The organism is Microbacterium sp. Leaf288, assembly GCF_001422925.1.
Taxonomy (GTDB): Bacteria; Actinomycetota; Actinomycetes; order Actinomycetales; family Microbacteriaceae; genus Microbacterium.
Map to the genome: position 1 here is coordinate 647,746 of NZ_LMNI01000010.1, position 15,839 is coordinate 663,584.

Annotated in this window: 20 protein-coding genes and 2 tRNA genes; 12 read left to right on the plus strand and 10 right to left on the minus strand. The window is 69.9% G+C overall.

What is annotated here, in order from left to right:
- The first annotated feature begins 43 nt into the window (after positions 1-43).
- The 3 genes from ASF40_RS07090 to ASF40_RS07100 are packed head-to-tail and all read left to right on the plus strand — an operon-like array spanning position 44 to position 3,330.
- On the plus strand, positions 44-1,153 hold the full coding sequence (locus ASF40_RS07090) for a mechanosensitive ion channel family protein (RefSeq protein WP_056367474.1): 1,110 nt from the start codon (positions 44-46) through the stop codon (positions 1,151-1,153).
- Positions 1,150-1,632 (plus strand): globin, encoded by a 483-nt coding sequence (locus ASF40_RS07095; protein ID WP_056367475.1) that lies wholly within the window; start codon positions 1,150-1,152, stop codon positions 1,630-1,632. Before ASF40_RS07090 ends, ASF40_RS07095 begins: the two co-directional genes overlap by 4 nt.
- A gap of 39 nt (positions 1,633-1,671) precedes the next feature.
- Entirely contained in the window at positions 1,672-3,330 is a 1,659-nt protein-coding gene (locus tag ASF40_RS07100; protein ID WP_056367476.1) for an FAD-binding dehydrogenase, read from the plus strand.
- 15 nt (positions 3,331-3,345) lie between these two features.
- On the opposite strand, the gene ASF40_RS07105 is transcribed toward ASF40_RS07100, so the two are convergent.
- Positions 3,346-4,023 (minus strand): hypothetical protein, encoded by a 678-nt coding sequence (locus ASF40_RS07105; protein ID WP_056367477.1) that lies wholly within the window; start codon positions 4,021-4,023, stop codon positions 3,346-3,348.
- A gap of 112 nt (positions 4,024-4,135) precedes the next feature.
- Between ASF40_RS07105 and ASF40_RS07110 the strand changes: the two genes are divergently transcribed.
- Positions 4,136-4,996 (plus strand): acyl-CoA thioesterase, encoded by an 861-nt coding sequence (locus ASF40_RS07110; RefSeq protein WP_056368303.1) that lies wholly within the window; start codon positions 4,136-4,138, stop codon positions 4,994-4,996.
- Between the two features lie 13 nt (positions 4,997-5,009).
- Here ASF40_RS07110 and ASF40_RS07115 read toward each other — a convergent pair whose 3' ends face one another.
- The 4 genes from ASF40_RS07115 to ASF40_RS07130 all read right to left on the minus strand — a co-directional run bounded on the left by ASF40_RS07115 (position 5,010) and on the right by ASF40_RS07130 (position 8,428).
- The gene (locus ASF40_RS07115; RefSeq protein WP_056367478.1) at positions 5,010-5,522 is read right to left on the minus strand and encodes an acyl-CoA thioesterase; all 513 of its coding nucleotides are present in this window, start codon (positions 5,520-5,522) and stop codon (positions 5,010-5,012) included.
- A gap of 1 nt (position 5,523) precedes the next feature.
- The gene (ettA, locus tag ASF40_RS07120) at positions 5,524-7,203 is read right to left on the minus strand and encodes an energy-dependent translational throttle protein EttA (protein ID WP_056367479.1); all 1,680 of its coding nucleotides are present in this window, start codon (positions 7,201-7,203) and stop codon (positions 5,524-5,526) included.
- Between the two features lie 112 nt (positions 7,204-7,315).
- Positions 7,316-7,843: a DUF6993 domain-containing protein gene (locus tag ASF40_RS21340; protein WP_396822923.1), complete on the minus strand. Its 528-nt coding sequence runs from the start codon at positions 7,841-7,843 to the stop codon at positions 7,316-7,318.
- 42 nt (positions 7,844-7,885) lie between these two features.
- Positions 7,886-8,428, minus strand: coding sequence for a single-stranded DNA-binding protein (locus ASF40_RS07130; protein WP_056367480.1), 543 nt, complete (start codon positions 8,426-8,428; stop codon positions 7,886-7,888).
- A 227-nt stretch (positions 8,429-8,655) separates the two neighbouring features.
- On the opposite strand from ASF40_RS07130, the gene ASF40_RS07135 reads away from it, so the two are divergent.
- Positions 8,656-8,919, plus strand: coding sequence for a hypothetical protein (locus tag ASF40_RS07135; protein WP_157549514.1), 264 nt, complete (start codon positions 8,656-8,658; stop codon positions 8,917-8,919).
- 35 nt (positions 8,920-8,954) lie between these two features.
- Here ASF40_RS07135 and yczR read toward each other — a convergent pair whose 3' ends face one another.
- On the minus strand, positions 8,955-10,379 hold the full coding sequence (yczR, locus tag ASF40_RS07140; protein WP_056367482.1) for a MocR-like transcription factor YczR: 1,425 nt from the start codon (positions 10,377-10,379) through the stop codon (positions 8,955-8,957).
- A gap of 61 nt (positions 10,380-10,440) precedes the next feature.
- On the opposite strand from yczR, the gene yczE reads away from it, so the two are divergent.
- Positions 10,441-11,049 carry a membrane protein YczE gene (gene yczE / locus ASF40_RS07145; protein ID WP_056367483.1) on the plus strand — a complete coding sequence of 203 codons (609 nt, stop codon included), beginning with the start codon at positions 10,441-10,443 and terminating at the stop codon, positions 11,047-11,049.
- A gap of 46 nt (positions 11,050-11,095) precedes the next feature.
- Here the strand turns inward: yczE and ASF40_RS07150 are convergent, their stop codons facing one another.
- Positions 11,096-11,308, minus strand: a complete 213-nt coding sequence (locus ASF40_RS07150; protein ID WP_056367484.1) for a hypothetical protein — start codon at positions 11,306-11,308, stop codon at positions 11,096-11,098.
- A 106-nt stretch (positions 11,309-11,414) separates the two neighbouring features.
- On the opposite strand from ASF40_RS07150, the gene ASF40_RS07155 reads away from it, so the two are divergent.
- From ASF40_RS07155 to ASF40_RS07180, 6 genes are all read left to right on the plus strand, one after another.
- Positions 11,415-11,487 (plus strand) — tRNA-Arg (locus tag ASF40_RS07155).
- A 77-nt stretch (positions 11,488-11,564) separates the two neighbouring features.
- Positions 11,565-12,191, plus strand: coding sequence for an oligoribonuclease (gene orn, locus ASF40_RS07160; protein ID WP_056367485.1), 627 nt, complete (start codon positions 11,565-11,567; stop codon positions 12,189-12,191).
- Between the two features lie 37 nt (positions 12,192-12,228).
- A tRNA-His gene (locus ASF40_RS07165) sits at positions 12,229-12,304 on the plus strand.
- 58 nt (positions 12,305-12,362) lie between these two features.
- The gene (locus ASF40_RS07170) at positions 12,363-12,710 is read left to right on the plus strand and encodes a metallopeptidase family protein (protein WP_082496959.1); all 348 of its coding nucleotides are present in this window, start codon (positions 12,363-12,365) and stop codon (positions 12,708-12,710) included.
- Positions 12,710-13,009 (plus strand): ATP-dependent Clp protease adapter ClpS, encoded by a 300-nt coding sequence (clpS, locus tag ASF40_RS07175; RefSeq protein ID WP_056367487.1) that lies wholly within the window; start codon positions 12,710-12,712, stop codon positions 13,007-13,009. Before ASF40_RS07170 ends, clpS begins: the two co-directional genes overlap by 1 nt.
- Complete coding sequence (locus tag ASF40_RS07180; protein WP_056367488.1) at positions 13,006-13,500, plus strand: DUF2017 family protein; 495 nt, start codon at positions 13,006-13,008, stop codon at positions 13,498-13,500. The genes clpS and ASF40_RS07180 overlap by 4 nt, the downstream gene beginning before the upstream one ends.
- Before the next feature lie 7 nt (positions 13,501-13,507).
- On the opposite strand, the gene ASF40_RS07185 is transcribed toward ASF40_RS07180, so the two are convergent.
- The 3 genes from ASF40_RS07185 to ASF40_RS07195 form a co-directional block, all read right to left on the minus strand.
- A complete protein-coding gene (locus tag ASF40_RS07185) occupies positions 13,508-14,032 on the minus strand; it encodes a hypothetical protein (protein ID WP_157549571.1) in 525 nt (174 codons plus the stop codon).
- A 43-nt stretch (positions 14,033-14,075) separates the two neighbouring features.
- Positions 14,076-14,396, minus strand: coding sequence for a hypothetical protein (locus tag ASF40_RS07190; protein ID WP_056367489.1), 321 nt, complete (start codon positions 14,394-14,396; stop codon positions 14,076-14,078).
- Positions 14,397-14,478: 82 nt separating this feature from the next.
- Positions 14,479-15,741: a DNA polymerase IV gene (locus ASF40_RS07195; RefSeq protein WP_056367490.1), complete on the minus strand. Its 1,263-nt coding sequence runs from the start codon at positions 15,739-15,741 to the stop codon at positions 14,479-14,481.
- Between the last annotated feature and the right edge of the window lie 98 nt (positions 15,742-15,839).

Sequence of the window (15,839 nt, forward strand, 5' to 3'; positions counted from 1 at the left end):
CCGCCCAGGCTGAGCGCGTCCTCACCTCGTTAGGATCGTGACGATGATCAGCCTCCCCCTCGACACAACGACTCCCGACGAGCCGACCATCGCAGACATCGAGTTCTGGCAGCAGGTCGGCGATTTCTTCGTCAAGGCCGGCTGGAACCTGCTCACCGTCGCCGGCATCATCGTCGGCGCATTCATCCTCGCCTGGATCCTCCGCTTCGTGATCCACCGGGTCGTCAGCCGCATCGTCAACGGCGCCAAGAACAAGGCGAACGTCGACGACACCCAGGCGCTCGAGCGGTCACCGCTCGCGTCGGTGCGGCTCGTCCAGCGCACGCGCACGCTCGGTTCGATCCTCGGCAACATCGTCAACGTGACGATCGTGATCATCGCGCTGCTGCTGATCATCAACGTGCTGGCGCCGACCGCTCTCGGATCGCTCACGCTGCTCACCGCCGCCATCGGCGCCGGTCTCGGCTTCGGCGCGCAGAACATCGTGAAGGACGTGCTCAACGGGATCTTCATCGTGGCCGAGGATCAGGTGGGGATCGGCGACGTGGTCGACCTCGGACTGGCGACGGGCGTCGTCGAGTACGTGAGCGTCCGCGTCACGCACGTCCGCGACGTCAACGGCACCCTCTGGTACGTGCGCAACGGCGAGATCCTGCGCATCGGCAACCTCTCGCAGGGCTGGTCGCGGGTCATCCTCGACCTCTCGGTGGCCACCGACTCCGACATCGGCGAGGTCGAGAAGGCGATGCTCGACACCGCCAAGGAACTCTCGAAGGATCCGAAGTGGCGCACGCGCATCCTCGAGCAGCCCGAGGTGTGGGGCCTCGAGTCGATCTCGGGCGACGCGCTCGTCATCCGTCTCGTCATGAAGACCCGCGCGAACGCGAAGGACGACGTGGCACGCGAGCTGCGCATGCGGCTGAAGCACACGATCGATGAGATGGGCATCACGCTGCCCGCCCTCACCGCGGTCATGCCGAGCGGCCTCGAGGGCGCTCAGCGTGTGCGCGGCGCCAACCCGCCCAAGACCAAGCCCACGCCGGTCGCTTCCACGCCGGAGCGTCCCGTGTGGAAGCCGAAGCGAACCCCCAAGAAGCCGTCGACACCGCCCACGGGCGACGAGTCCGGCCCGACCACCGGAGGAACCCCATGACGGACCCGGCCACCCCGCTGAGCTTCTACGACGAGGTCGGCGGCCACGACACGTTCGTGCGGCTCGTCGACGCGTTCTACCGCGGGGTCGCAGAGGACGAGGTCCTTCGCCCCATGTACCCCGAGGAGGACCTCGGCCCGGCGCAGGAGCGGCTCACGCTGTTCCTCGAGCAGTACTGGGGCGGTCCGACGACGTACAGCCAGGAGCGCGGGCACCCCCGGCTGCGCATGCGTCACGCGGCGTTCCACGTGGACCCCGACGCGCGCGACCGCTGGCTCGCGCACATGCGGGCCGCCGTGGACGAACTCCAGCTCCCGCCGCTGCACGAGGCCACCCTCTGGGATTACCTCCAGCGCGCCGCGTATGCCATGGTGAATACCTTCGAGCCCTCGGGCATCGGACCCGCCGCAGGACCCCGGGCTGCGGCATCCATTCCCGTCACGGCGGCACCGCCGGCCGACACCGACCCCGCTCGCTGAGCTTCGCCTCAGCCTCCCCTCGCCGACGAAGGAGTCGACATGCCCTCACACCACACCGACATCCTCGTCATCGGATGGGGACTCGCCGGTCTCGTCGCCACCGCGGAGGCGGTCGCGGCAGGCAAGCGCGTGACGATCGTCGACCAGGAGCCCCGGTCGAATCTCGGCGGGCAGGCGTGGTGGTCGTTCGGCGGCCTCTTCTTCATCGATTCGCCCGAGCAGCGACGCCTCGGCATCCGCGACTCGCTCGAGCTCGCCCGGCAGGACTGGTTCGGCAACGCCGGGTTCGACCGCGACGAGGATCTCTGGCCCCGACGCTGGGCCGAGGCCTACCTGCAGTTCGCGCACGAGGAGAAGCGCGCGTGGCTGCGCGAGAAGGGCGTCGGCTTCTTCCCGATCGTCGGCTGGGCGGAGCGAGGCGGATACACCGCGACAGGTCCGGGCAACTCGGTGCCGCGCTTCCACATCACGTGGGGCACCGGGCCCGGGATCGTGGCGCCGTTCCAGGCGGCTGTGGAAGCCGGTGAGGCCGACGGCCGCGTGACGATCCTCCCCCGCCATCGCGTCACCTCTCTCACCGTCGACGGTGGCATCGTCACGGGCGCGGCCGGTGACGTCCTGGCTCCGTCCGGCGCCGCGCGCGGCGTCGCGAGCTCGCGCGAAGTCGTCGACACCTTCGAGGTCACGGCGGACGCGACGATCGTCTCGTCCGGAGGCATCGGGGGCAACCACGACCTCGTGCGCCAGTGGTGGCCCGAGCGCCTCGGCACTCCCCCCGCGACGATGGTGACCGGCGTTCCGGCGTACGTCGACGGCTCGATGCAGCCCGTGTCGGCGGCCGCGGGCGCGCGCCTGATCAACGGCGACCGCATGTGGCACTACGTCGAGGGCATCCAGAACTGGGATCCGATCTGGCCGGATCACGGCATCCGCATCCTTCCCGGGCCTTCGTCGGTGTGGCTCGATGCGACGGGCAATCGCCTGCCGGTGCCGCTCTTCCCCGGGTTCGACACATTGGGCACGCTCGCACACCTGCGCGCCACTGGGCACGACCACTCATGGTTCGTGCTGTCGCAGAAGATCATCGAGAAGGAGTTCACGCTCTCCGGCAGCGAGCAGAACCCCGACCTCACCGGCAAGGACGTCAAGCTCCTCGCGAAATCCCGCCTCGGAAAGGGCGCCGCCGGTCCCGTGCAGGCGTTCATGGATCACGGCGCCGACTTCGTCGTGCGCGACAGCCTCGACGACCTCATCGCGGGCATGCAGGCGCTCCCCGGCGGCGACGTGCTCGACGCCGACCGCGTGCGGTTCGAGGTCGAGGCTCGCGACCGTGAGATCGACAACGACTTCACCAAGGACGCCCAGATCGCGATGCTGCGCTCGGCGCGCGCGTTCCGCGGCGACCGCCTCATCCGCACCGCGAGCCCGCACCGCATCCTCGACCCCAAGTCCGGGCCGCTCATCGCCGTGAAGCTGCACGTGCTCACCCGAAAGTCCCTGGGCGGCATCGAGACCGACCTGTCGGGCCGCGCCCTCGGTGCCGGCGGCGAGCCCGTTCCCGGCCTGTACGCCGCGGGCGAGGCGAGCGGATTCGGCGGCGGCGGCATCCACGGCTATCGCGCCCTCGAGGGCACTTTCGTCGGCGGATGCCTCTTCTCGGGGCGGGTCGCCGGGCGCGCGGCGGCGGCGGCCGTGTGACCGCGAGGGTCGGGCTCAGCTCGCGGAGGATCCCGTACGACGCACGGCGGTGAGTCCGCTCGCCACCGGTCCACGCACCAGCACATGCCCGCGGCTGAGGCTCACTCGCGTCCACGGTCCGCTGGCGAAGACCCGAGCGGTCTCGCCGCCGCTGATGAAGCCGAGGCTCAGAGCTGCGAACGCGACGCCGAGCGGCAGACCTCCCAGCTCGTCATCGGGCGCGCCCCACACGGCGGCACGGACGGTGCGCACCACGTCCTCGCCGGCGTCCGTCGGCACCGTGTCGGCGACGCGGGCGATCCCCCCTTGGGCTTTGGCGGCGAGCGTCGAGGCCTCGATGCCGGGCCGCGCGTCCCAGCCGCTGCGCGGCGGGGTGATGCCCGCCCAGGCGGGCGACAGGGCGGTCTCGGGAAGCGAGAGCGCGCGCGGATCATCGGCGGTCGCAGACAGGGCGGATGCCTCGACCACGAGGTCGCACACGAGCTCGGGGTCCGCGTTCAGCGATCGGAGCGCAAGGACGGTCGGGGTCGGATCCCCGAAGCCGCGCGGTGCGAGCGGTGCCGCAGTCATCGCCAGGATCCCGCCGGAGGCCTGCAGCCGCACGCCCTCGACGGTGAAGCGCGCTGCCCGACCCGCGAAGGTGAGGGCGTCGGCGGCGGACTCGGGATCGGCGAGCAACAGGCGCGGTGACATCGCCCTCTAAGCTACCAAGCGGACCGACGGGCGGCCGCCGCCCCGGAGAGGAGCACCCGTGGATGCCGAGCCGAACGCCGAGACCGTGCCGGAGAAGGACCCGGTCGCGTCGATGCTGTCGGTGATCGATCTGAGCGCGTCCGACGCGCGCACCACGGAGGACATCTTCACCGGCGCATCGCAGTCGATGCCGCTCGGGCGCGTCTACGGCGGCCAGGTGCTCGCGCAGTCCATCGTCGCCGCGTCGCGCACGATCCCCGAAGAGCGCATCGTGCACTCGATGCACGGGTACTTCCTCCGCCCCGGCGACTCGGCGAAGGGCATCACGTTCTCGGTGGATCGCATCCACGACGGCCGTTCGTTCTCGACCCGGCGCACGCAGGCGTTCCAGGAGGGAGTCCCGATCTTCTCGATGATCGCGTCCTTCCAGGACGAGGACCCGGGGCTCGAGCATCAGGAGCCGATGCCGGAAGGCGTGCCCGCGCCCGAGGACCTCCCCGACATCGAGTCGCACCTCGGCGGCCTGCATCCGATGTCCAAGCGGCTCTTCACCGATCGACCCGTGGATCTTCGGCACGTTCCGGCGCCGATCTATGTCACGGCGGACGCCGAGAAGGCGCCGCGCCAGGCGGTCTGGATGCGCGTGCGCCGCCCGATTCCGGACGACCCCGCGATCCACCGCGCCGCGCTCGCGTACCTGAGCGACCTGACCATCCAGGAGTCGATCCTGCGCGCACACGGCGTCTCGTGGGCGACGCCGGGTCTGAAGGTCGCGAGCCTCGACCACGCCATGTGGTGGCATCGGTTCGGCCGCGTGGACGAATGGATGCTGTACGTCCAGGAGTCCCCGAGCGCCCGCGGTGGCCGGGGCCTGGCGTCAGGACGGATCTACGCCGCTGACGGCACCCTGCTGGCCAGCGTCGCCCAGGAGATCATGATCCGGGTTCCCGGGGCCGGCGGCGACGCCGGCTGAGTCGGTCGGCCGGTCAGCGCCGGTGGGCGTAGTGGATCGGCTCGCCGACGTAGGGCCCCCACGCCGCGCGCTCCTCGCCCGTGAGCCGGAGCGGGCGCCCGGTCTCGGCATCCACTTTCACGATGACCGTGGTGGCGCGTGCGTACAGCGTTCGACCGCCGGCAGCGGACTCGACCGGGCTGTAGACCTCGTAGCAGACCTCGATGCTCGACCCGCCCAGCTTGCCGAACCACATCTGCACGTCGAGCGGATGCCGCTGATACGGGACCGGCGCCAGGTACTCGATCTCCTGCCGGGCGATGAGCGTCAGCATCCCGCTGAAGATGCTCGAGTCCAGCACCGCCGTCGACGGAGCGTCCTCGCCGGGCTCGGGTAGCCAGAACGCTCGCACCCGGGCCTCTTCGAGCAGCTTCAGCATCGACGTGTTGTTGACGTGGTTGAATGCGTCGAGGTCTCCCCATCGCAGGTGGATGGGGATGTGCAGGCGGCGGTCGCCGGCCGTGGCTGCGACCGCCGCGTCGCCCATCTCAGTCACGCGTGAGCTTGCGGTACGCGGTGCGGTGCGGACGCGCCGCCTCCGCACCCAGGCGCTCGACCTTGTTCGCCTCGTACGCCTCGAAGTTGCCCTCGAACCAGTACCACTTGTCGGGGTTCTCGTCGGTGCCTTCGTAGGCGAGGATGTGGGTCGCGATGCGGTCGAGGAACCAGCGGTCGTGCGTGATGACCACCGCACACCCGGGGAACTCGAGCAGCGCGTTCTCGAGCGACTGGAGGGTCTCGACGTCGAGGTCGTTCGTCGGCTCGTCGAGGAGCAGCAGGTTGCCGCCCTCCTTGAGCGTGAGCGCGAGGTTGAGGCGGTTGCGCTCACCGCCGGAGAGCACTCCGGCCTTCTTCTGCTGATCAGGACCCTTGAACCCGAACTTCGACACATACGCGCGCGAGGGGATCTCGGTCTTGCCGACCGTGATGATGTCGAGCCCGTCCGACACGACCTCCCACAGCGTCTTGTTGGGGTCGATGTTGGCCCGCGACTGGTCGACGTAGCTGATCTTGACCGTCTCGCCCACCTTGAGGTCGCCGCCGTCGAGGGGCTCGAGCCCCACGATGGTCTTGAAGAGCGTCGTCTTTCCCACGCCGTTCGGGCCGATGACTCCGACGATGCCGTTCGGCGGGAGCGTGAAGCTCAGCCCGTCGATGAGCGAGCGGCCGTCGAAGCCCTTCTGCAGCTTCTTCGCGTCGATCACGACGCTGCCCAGGCGCGGCCCGGGCGGGATCGTGATCTCCTCGAAGTCGAGCTTGCGCGTGCGGTCGGCCTCGGCCGCCATCTCCTCGTAGCGCGCGAGACGCGCCTTGGACTTGGCCTGGCGCCCCTTCTGGTTGGAGCGCACCCACTCCAGCTCCTCAGCGAGGCGCTTGGCGAGCTTGGCGTCCTTCTTGCCCTGGATGGCGAGACGCTCCGCCTTCTTCTCCAGGTAGGTCGAGTAGTTGCCCTCGTAGCCGATGAGGCGCCCGCGGTCGACCTCGGCGATCCACTCGGCCACGTTGTCGAGGAAGTACCGGTCGTGGGTGATCGCGATGACGGCGCCGGCATACTTCTGCAGGTGCTGCTCGAGCCACAGCACGCTCTCGGCGTCGAGGTGGTTCGTGGGCTCGTCGAGCAGCAGCAGGTCGGGCTTCTGCAGCAGGAGCTTGGTCAGCGCGACACGGCGCTTCTCACCGCCCGAGAGCGGGCCGATCTGGGCGTCGCCCGGCGGCGTGCGCAGCGCGTCCATCGCCTGCTCGAGCTGGGAGTCGAGATCCCAGGCGTCGGCGGCGTCGATCTCTTCCTGCAGCACGCCCATCTCGGCCAGAAGTGCGTCGAAGTCGGCGTCGGGATCTGCCATGAGGCCCGAGATCTCGTTGAACCGGTCGACCTTCGCCTTGATCGCGATGCCGTCCTGAATGTTCTCGAGGACCGTCTTGGTCTCGTCGAGCTCGGGCTCCTGCATCAGGATGCCGACCGTGAAGCCGGGGCTCAGCTTCGCCTCGCCGTTGGACGGCGTGTCGAGCCCGGCCATGATCTTCAGGATCGTCGACTTTCCGGCGCCGTTGGGGCCGACCATGCCGATCTTCGCACCGGGGAGGAACGCCATCGTGACGTCGTCGAGGATCAGCTTGTCGCCGACGGCCTTACGGGCGCGGACCATCGAGTAGATGTACTCAGCCATGCGGGTTTCTGTTCTCCTTGGACTTCAGACGTCAGCGTCCCAGCCTACCGGGCGACGCGACGAGCGGCGTGAGCCGACTCACGTCCGTCATGGTGTGAGCGGCGGTCGGACCTCACCAGTCGATGGGCCGCGTCTGCCCGACGAGGCAGGTCCCCTCGGCGAGCACCGGCACCACGACGGTGACCGGGTCACCCGTCGCCGGGCCCACCTGGCCGATCAGGCACTGATCGTTCCAGCGCACCGAGAACTGGATGCTCTCGGCGGGATTGCCCACCGTCGACTGATCCTGGGTCACCTGCATCGCGGCCTTGTCGAACCCCGCCGCAGTGAGCGCATCGATGTACGCCCGCCCGGTCACCCGGGCGTCCGTCGCCCACACCGCCGCGGTGACCGACGAGAACAGCGGGAGGTTGTCGTCCGCGGTCCCGTCCGGCACGAGCGTGGGCTCGGCCGGCGTCGTCGGCGTTGCGCTCGGGCTCGGGGCGCCGTCGGTGGGGGTTGCAGTGGGGGTCGGTGTCGCCTCCGGGGCGCCGGGGCTGCACGCCGTGAGCACCCCGACGAGCGCAACGGTCAGGATCACCCGTGCGGCGCGCAGTGAACGGACATCGAAGCGAGCGCGGGGCGGGAGGTCTCGGGCCACGGGGAGAGTTTAGGGCCGCCGGCCCCGCGCAAGCTGAACGCCTCAGAAGGGCGCCTCCACGCCGTCCGTCGACGGGTCGTCCCCCGCCCCGACAGCGACGAGCATCGGCCTCGCGGCCGGTTCGACCTCGCCCGCAGGCCCACCATCGATCCCGGGGGCCGCCCACGCGTCGGCGCCCACGGGAGTCGACCGCGCCGGTGCGACGTCGATCGTCGCGCTGCGGGAATCCTTCACGAACGTCGTCGTCCCCCAGAGCAGGTCGTGCCCGATCGCCTCCGCGTCGATCTCGATCGCCGTGCCACGACGCGTGCCGTTGTCCCATTCCCGCAGCCGGAGGCGGCCCGTGAGGATCACCCGATCTCCCTTCTGCAAGGACTGGTGAGCATGGTCGGCCAGCGAACGGAACACCGACACGGTGTACCAGTTCGTCCCGGCGTCGGTCCAGGCTTCCGCTTCGCGGTCGTAGCGGCGCTGGCCGCTCGCGACACGGAAGGTGGTGATCGGCACCCCGGCCGGCGTCCGTTTCAACTCCGGAGGTGTCGCCACGTTGCCGGTGATCGTGATGGTGTCGCCTCTGTCGCTCATCGCTCATCCTCTCTGTCACCCGAGGACCCTCCTCGGTCCTGCCGGCGCCCCGTGCCCGAGGACGCCGGCAGTGGATCCAGACTCGCCGCGCCGAAGCGCTCGGAGTGCGGCGTGCGGGCGATCTGTGGACAGCGGCGTGGCGCGCTCGCCTGGGGAGGAAACGCCGGAGGACATCGCCACCCTGAATGTCGGAGGTCGTAGCTATGTTCGACTCTGAAGGAGGCACCATGTCAGCTCTCGTCGAAACCCGCACATCGGGCGCTCCCCTGCTCCGGTCGCGGACCAGCATGCGTCTCGTCGCCGCGGCACCTTCCCTGTGGCGGGTCGTGGACCCGGGCGGCCGCGTGATCGGCCATCTCCAAGAAGTCGCCCAGGCCGGCGCCATCCGCTTCCGCGCGCGGCGGTACAGCCCCGCAGCTCGCGTCTTCCGCGATCTGGGCGACTTCTGGAACGCAGACGACGCTGTGGAGTGCCTGGCATTCGCCCGTTGAACCCCGTCCAGCGGGCATGGGCGCCACCCGGTGGTTCAGATGACGGCGCCGACCTGCTCCACGAGCGTCGAGGGCGCGCCGGCACGGACCGACGACCAGGCGTCCGCGAGCACGTCCGCGGCGCGCACCGTCTCCTCGGGCGGTGCTGTGAAAGGCACGCGGAGGTGTCTCTCGTGCCCGCCCTCCACGGAGAAACGCGGCCCGGCGCTCAGCAGCACGCCGCGCGCCCGTGCCTCGATGACCAGCGCGGAACTGAGCGGGGCACCCAGCTCGATCCAGAGCGAGACGCCACCATGCACGTCAGGGACGTCCCACGCAGGCAGACGCTCCCCCAGCGCGCGCACCAGCGCGTCGCGACCCGCTCGCAGCAGCTCCGAGCGCTGCCGGACGATGTCGTCGAACTGCGAGTGCAGCCGGGTGGCGATCGCCTGCTCGAACTCGGGCGTACCGAGGTCGTGCGCCGGCCGCGCGGCGACCAGCCTGCGGATCAGGTCGCCGTCGGCGCGCACCCACCCGAGCCGCAGCCCGCCCCACACCGTCTTGCCCAGTGAGCCGATGCGCACGACCGTCCCGGGCTCGGACGCCGTGAAGCCGGCCGCGAGCGGGCCGCGGTCGATGTCCAGCTCCGCGGTCGTCTCATCGAGGACGAGCACCGATCCCGACCGCTCCCCCGCCGCGAGCATCGCCTCACGCTCTCCGACGCTCATGCTCCGGCCCGTAGGATTCTGGAAGTCGGGCATCAGGTACGCCATCACGGGAAGGGTGCGCGCGAAGGCCTGCTCGGCCCGATCGAGGTCCCAGCCTTCTCCGGTCGTGACGGGGACGCCCACCAGCCGGGCGCCGGCCCGGCGGAGAGCGTCGGCCGCGTGCGGATAGGTCGGCGTCTCGACCAGCACGCGGTCCCCGCGGCCGATGAGCACGGTCGACACGAGATGGATCGCGCTCTGGGCGCCCGTCGTCACGAGCACCTCATCAGCGCGCGTCGGCACCCCGCGCGCGGTGTACCGGTCGGCGATCGCCTCACGCAGCTCGATGCGCCCGAGGACGTCGTACCCCACGCGCGACACCAGCGCGGACGCACCGCCCGCCATCTCGGCCATGATCCCGGCCAACCCCGGCCATGCGGGCGGGCTGGCCTGCTGGAGATCGATCATCCCCTCGCCGGCGTCGGCGCGCCCGGGCTCCCGGCGTCCGAGCGGCAGCGTGACGCTGCCCGACCCGCGCAGACTCGCGATGTGGGCCGTCTCCCGAAGGCTCCGATAGGCCGCGGCCACCGTGCTGCGACTCAGGTGCAGGGCGGACGCCAGCTCGCGCTCGGCCGGCAGTGCGGTGCGAGGGGCGAGACGGTTGTCCAGGCAGAGCAGACGGATGCCGTCGGCCAGCGCTTCGTACGCAGGCTCGCGCGTGCGCCAGCCACCGAGGGCCGCCGCCAGGGCGCGCGCAGAGATGCGGGAGTCCATGGGGCCAGAGTAGTCGCATTGGACTGGAAGCTACGATCCAATTCTGCGATTGGATGGATCCATGCCACGCCGCATCGTCCAATTGCTCGTCGGTCTCTTCCTTTACGGAGCGGGCTGCGCCCTGACCGTCGAAGCCGGCCTGGGCGTCGATCCCTGGACCGTCTTCGCCCAGGGGCTCTCCGTCCGCACGGGGATCGGCATCGGCTGGATCACCAATATCGTGGGCTTCTTCGTGCTCCTGTTGTGGATTCCGCTCCGGCAGAAGCCGGGCGTCGGCACGATCGCGAACATCCTCCTGGTCGGCACCAGCATGCAGATCGTCCTCGGTGTCGTCCCGCCGGTCTCGGGGTTCGTCGCCCAGTTCGCGACACTGCTCGGCGGGATCATCCTGGTCGCGATCGCGTCGGGCCTCTACATCGGGGCGCATTTCGGCCCCGGGCCACGCGACGGCCTGATGACAGGCATGCACGCGCGCCTCGGGTGGCCCATCTGGCTGTGCCGTGCCCTGGTCGAGGTGTCGGTGCTGATCGTGGGATGGCTCCTCGGCGGCACGGTCGGGATCGGCACGGTGCTCTTCGCGGTCCTGATCGGCCCGCTGGTGCACGTCGCACTGCCCCTGCTCGACACCCGCAGGAAGCCGACGCGCGTCGCCGCCGAGCACTCGGCGTGACGCGCGGCACCCGGCGGCGCACCCGCGACCGGGCGCGCCGTGCGGGTCAGTGCTCGCGGAACATGGGCCAGTCGCTGCCCGGCGTCATGTGCGAGTGAAGTGCGCTCTTCGCGATCTCCATCGTCGGGTACGTACCCGTCGCTTCGCTCGCGCCTGCCATCGTGACCGTGTAGCCGTCGTCGTCCTTGCGGATGCTGCCGGCGACACCCGATGCTCCGTAGGCGACCCAGAGAGGGTGGTGCGTCTGCGTGGTGCTCATCGGTGAACTCCTTTCGATGCCTCCGGTCCTGACGCTACGCCGAGAGACGGTCATCCGCCAGCGTCCGCGACGGCGTGGTGCGACCCGGTAGTGTGGAATGACCCTTCCCTCCGTAGCTCAGGGGACAGAGCGAGCGGTTTCTACCCGCCAGGTCGGGGGTTCGAATCCTCCCGGAGGGGCGAACGGGTCCGGCGTGGGAGTCGGCACCCGAGTCCAGGCCCGTGGGATGTCTGGACTAGTGACAAGGATGGAGCACATGGTGGGTGCATCCGAGAACGACCGTCTGGTGTGGATCGACTGCGAGATGACCGGGCTCGACCTGGGCGTGGACGAACTGGTGGAGATCGCTGTGGTCATCACCGATTTCGAGCTGCGCACTCTCGATCCGGGATTCTCCGTCGTGATCAAACCCGACGACTCGGCGCTGGCGAACATGAACGAGTTCGTCACCAATATGCACCGCAGCTCCGGGCTGCTCGACGAGATCCCGCACGGCGTGAGCCTGGCGGACGCCGAGTTCCAGGTCCTCGAGTACATCCAGCGGTTCGTCCCGCTGGAGGGCAAGGCCCCTCTCGCCGGGAACACCATCGGCACCGACCGAATGTTCCTGGCGAAGTACATGCCGCGGGTCGACCGATGGCTCCACTACCGCAACGTCGACGTGTCGAGCATCAAAGAGCTGTCGCGCCGCTGGTACCCGCGCGCGTACATCCACGCACCCGCGAAGGACGGCGGTCACCGCGCCCTGGCCGACATCCTCGAGTCGATCCGCGAACTCGCCTACTACCGCCAGGCGGTGTTCGTTCCGGAGCCCGGTCCGACGAGCGATGGCGCGCGCGCCGCGGCCGCTTCCGTCGTGTCGTCGTTTGCTCCGGAGGTGTGAGAGAATCGTCTGGTTGCCCGCGCGAGCGGGAGACATGGTGGGTATAGCTCAGTTGGTAGAGCACCTGGTTGTGGTCCAGGGGGTCGCGGGTTCAAGTCCCGTTACTCACCCCAAATCGATCGAATGGGGCGCGTCTTACGCGCCCCATTCGCGTAGAAGCGGGGCATCATGATGGAGATGGATGCCGCGACCTTCGAGACGCTCGTGATCGACGAGCTGGATGCGCTCCCGGACGACATGGTCGAGGGCCTCGACAACGTCGTGTTCGTGGTCGAAGACCGACCCGAGGACGGCAGTCTCGACCTGCTGGGACTCTACGACGGCTGGGCGCTGACCGAGCGGGAGCGCTACGGCATCGGCGAGCTGCCCGACCGCATCATCGTGTACCGGGAGCCGCACCTCGCGGTCTGCGACGACGAGGACGAGCTGCGCGACGAGGTGCATACGACGCTCGTGCACGAGATCGCGCACTTCTACGGAATCGATGACGACCGCCTGCACGAGCTGGGCTGGGCATGATGGCTGCGCTCGCCACACCGTCGGTCGACGAGGACATCGACCTCTCCGAACGCGTAGACCCTGCGCGCCCCTGGCAGACCGTCGTCTGGGACGATCCGGTCAACCTCATGAGCTATGTCACGCACGTGTTCCGCGAGTACTTCGGCCTCGCCCGCCCTGACGCGGAGCGCCTCATGCTCGCGGTTCACAACGAGGGGCACGCGGTCGTCTCGCGCGGCCCCCGCGAGCAGATGGAGTTGCACGCGCAGGCGATGCACGACTACGGCCTGTGGGCCACCGTGAGACAGGAGCCCCGATGAGCGACCGGATCGTCGTGCTCGAGGTCGCCCGCCTCGAGGCCGCCCATCTCGCGGGCCTGGTCGGCCAGTTCGCCGAACTGCTGCGCCAATCCGCGCCCGACGACGGCGACCCCGCCATCGCCCGGCTGGTGCCGTCGGCTTACTCGGACGACGAGGACGCGGCGCGGGAGTTCCGGGCGCTCACGCAGTCCGACCTGCTCGATCGGCGTGCCACCGACGCAGGTCTCGTGCTGGCATCCCTCCAGGAGGCGGCCGAGATCCCGGAGGACCCCGACGACCCGGCACTGCTGGAGCAGGTGGAGATCAGGCTCGCCCCCGAGACGGCTCAGGCCTGGTTGCGCACCCTCGCCGCCGTACGACTGGTGCTCGCCACCCGGCTGGGCGTCGTCGAGGAGGACGAGCACGAGCACGATGATCCGCGATTCGGCGTCTACGACTGGATCGGGTACCGGCTCGACGGTCTCGTGGCGGCTCTCGACAGCGAGGACTGAACCGCGCTCACGGCACGGGGAACACGAGGGACGCGAGGCTCATCGGATCGTCGCGGGTCACGTGCCGCTGTTCCTGGCGCGCCCACCGATCCCAATGAGGACGGTACGTCTCGCCGTCGCGAGCCAGGGCGCGCTCCTTGCGCGACGCCGCCGGCGACTCGAGCCACACCCGCACATCGGCGAGCCGAGCGGTCGCCGGGGTGAGCACACCGGCACCTTCGACGATGAGCGGCAGAGACGGATCGACGGCATGCGCCTCGGCAGGTTCGCCGACGGTCCAGTCCCACCGCTGCCACACCCCCACGATTCCCTTGGCGTGCGGGGTCAGGATGAGCTCCCTCGCGAGCTCGACGCCGTCGTCCAGGCCGTCCCAGCCCGGGTAGATCGAGTCGAGCGCCACGAGTTGAACGCGGCCGCGCAGCGGCCATCGTGCGACGAGCGTGCGTGCCAGCGATGTCTTGCCCGCACCGCTTCGTCCGTCGATGAGGACCACGGGATTGGATGCAGCGACCTGCGCGACTGCCGCGATGATCCGATCGACCGCGATCCCGAGCGAATGGCCGACCGCGTCCGGGCTACTTCTTGAGGGTGCGGATGACACGGCTGAGCGCGCGACCGGCGAAGAAGACGAACGGAACCGCGACGGCCAGGAGCGCGATGATGTTCGGCTCGAACCGGAGATCGTCGCCCCGACGGATATATGCGCCAACCGGGATGGCCCAGCCGCCACCGCCGCCACCGCCGTTCCCCGCCTCGTCGGATCCGCCGCCGAATCCTGACCACGTCAGCGCCACCGGGATGATGCGGACGCCGTCGACGTCCTGCTGATCGCCGTATGCGCTCTTCACGCCGAAGGACGCGGACTGCTTGCCGAGTTCGAGTGCGATGTTGGGCATGGGTCCAACGTACCCGCCGCCGCGCCGCGCGCACAGCGCGGAGGCGAACTCCGGCGACGCTGCCGAGCCTCGTGCGAGCGCGTCACCCCTGGTCGAGCCGGGGCGGGGGCGGGCTGGACGGCAGGGTGCCCCCACCACGCGTACCGAGCAGTGTCGCGCGGGTGACCGCGCCGCGTCCGAACTTCGCGGCGGCACCGTCGAGCGCATCCTCGATGCGCCGCCATCCCTCGTCGTCGTCCCACAGCGTCGGCATCGCCGCACCCGCCGGGCGCAGCTTCTCCGCGCGCACGCCGATGAGCCGTACCGGCAGCGCGCGATCCACCGACGCGAACAGTTCGTGGGCGGCATCGCCGATGCGCTGCCCGACGGCCGTGGGCTCGGGGAGCGTCTGCGAGCGGGAGATCGTCGTGAAGTCCGCGTAGCGCACCTTGATCGCGACGGTCGATGCCTCCCACCCGGTGCTGCGCAGTCGGGCGCCCACACGGTCGGCGAGGCGTCGGAGTTCGGAGCGCAGGATGGCGGTGTCGCCGATGTCTTCGTGGAAGGTCTCTTCGTGCCCCACGCTCTTCTCGACGCGGGTCGTGTCGACCTCGCGCGCGTCGATCCCCCGCGCCAGGTGCCAGATCCGATCCCCCATCGCGACCCCGAGCGCCCGATCCAGCAGCTCGCGGGGCGTGTCGAGCACGTCGGCGATGGTACGGATGCCCCGTGCCTCGAGCGCCTCGGACGTCTTGGGGCCGACGCCCCACAGTGCGCGCACCGACCGCGGCGCGAGGAACGCGGCCGTGTCGGCCTCCGCGACGATGAGCAGCCCGTCGGGTTTGCTCATCGTCGAGGCCATCTTCGCGACGTGCTTGGTCGCTGCGACGCCCACGCTGCACGTGAGGCCGGTCTCTTCGAGGACGCGGCGGCGCAGCATCCGTGCGATCTCTCCGGGACTCCCCCACAGCCGGCGCGCGCCTCGCACGTCGAGGAACGCCTCGTCGATCGAGAGCGGCTCGACCAGGGGGGTGACGTCGCGGAAGATGCGCATGATCTGCGCCGACGTCTCGAGATACCGGTCGAAATGCGGGGGGACGACGATCGCGTGCGGACACAGTCGGAGTGCCTGGCCGACCGGCATGGCCGAACGCACGCCGAAGCGGCGGGCCTCGTAGGACGCGCTGGACACGACCGAGCGGCTGTCGGGCGCGCCGATGATGATCGCCTTACCGCGCAGCGACGGATCGTCCAACTGCTCGACCGACGCGTAGAAGGCGTCCATATCGACGTGCAGGATGCCGGCGCCACTGTCGTCGGCACCTTCAGGTGAGACGACCCGGCCAGTCCCGTCGCCACGCCCCATGGCTCGATCCTTCCACCAACCTCGGACATCGAACGCGAGAGGGCGGATCCCGGTCGGAATCCGCCCTCTCGAAGCAGCACGGGTGCTCGTGCACCCTC

What these genes read in the sequence shown, in the direction of transcription:
- ASF40_RS07090 (WP_056367474.1), top strand. Translation starts at nt 44, where the DNA reads ATGATCAGCCTCCCCCTCGACACAACGACTCCCGACGAGCCGACCATC.
- ASF40_RS07095 (WP_056367475.1), top strand. Translation starts at nt 1,150, where the DNA reads ATGACGGACCCGGCCACCCCGCTGAGCTTCTACGACGAGGTCGGCGGC.
- ASF40_RS07100 (WP_056367476.1), top strand. Translation starts at nt 1,672, where the DNA reads ATGCCCTCACACCACACCGACATCCTCGTCATCGGATGGGGACTCGCC.
- ASF40_RS07105 (WP_056367477.1), bottom strand. Translation starts at nt 4,023, where the DNA reads ATGTCACCGCGCCTGTTGCTCGCCGATCCCGAGTCCGCCGCCGACGCC.
- ASF40_RS07110 (WP_056368303.1), top strand. Translation starts at nt 4,136, where the DNA reads ATGCTGTCGGTGATCGATCTGAGCGCGTCCGACGCGCGCACCACGGAG.
- ASF40_RS07115 (WP_056367478.1), bottom strand. Translation starts at nt 5,522, where the DNA reads ATGGGCGACGCGGCGGTCGCAGCCACGGCCGGCGACCGCCGCCTGCAC.
- ettA (WP_056367479.1), bottom strand. Translation starts at nt 7,203, where the DNA reads ATGGCTGAGTACATCTACTCGATGGTCCGCGCCCGTAAGGCCGTCGGC.
- ASF40_RS07130 (WP_056367480.1), bottom strand. Translation starts at nt 8,428, where the DNA reads ATGAGCGACAGAGGCGACACCATCACGATCACCGGCAACGTGGCGACA.
- ASF40_RS07135 (WP_157549514.1), top strand. Translation starts at nt 8,656, where the DNA reads ATGTCAGCTCTCGTCGAAACCCGCACATCGGGCGCTCCCCTGCTCCGG.
- yczR (WP_056367482.1), bottom strand. Translation starts at nt 10,379, where the DNA reads ATGGACTCCCGCATCTCTGCGCGCGCCCTGGCGGCGGCCCTCGGTGGC.
- yczE (WP_056367483.1), top strand. Translation starts at nt 10,441, where the DNA reads ATGCCACGCCGCATCGTCCAATTGCTCGTCGGTCTCTTCCTTTACGGA.
- ASF40_RS07150 (WP_056367484.1), bottom strand. Translation starts at nt 11,308, where the DNA reads ATGAGCACCACGCAGACGCACCACCCTCTCTGGGTCGCCTACGGAGCA.
- orn (WP_056367485.1), top strand. Translation starts at nt 11,565, where the DNA reads ATGGTGGGTGCATCCGAGAACGACCGTCTGGTGTGGATCGACTGCGAG.
- ASF40_RS07170 (WP_082496959.1), top strand. Translation starts at nt 12,363, where the DNA reads ATGGAGATGGATGCCGCGACCTTCGAGACGCTCGTGATCGACGAGCTG.
- clpS (WP_056367487.1), top strand. Translation starts at nt 12,710, where the DNA reads ATGGCTGCGCTCGCCACACCGTCGGTCGACGAGGACATCGACCTCTCC.
- ASF40_RS07180 (WP_056367488.1), top strand. Translation starts at nt 13,006, where the DNA reads ATGAGCGACCGGATCGTCGTGCTCGAGGTCGCCCGCCTCGAGGCCGCC.
- ASF40_RS07190 (WP_056367489.1), bottom strand. Translation starts at nt 14,396, where the DNA reads ATGCCCAACATCGCACTCGAACTCGGCAAGCAGTCCGCGTCCTTCGGC.
- ASF40_RS07195 (WP_056367490.1), bottom strand. Translation starts at nt 15,741, where the DNA reads ATGGGGCGTGGCGACGGGACTGGCCGGGTCGTCTCACCTGAAGGTGCC.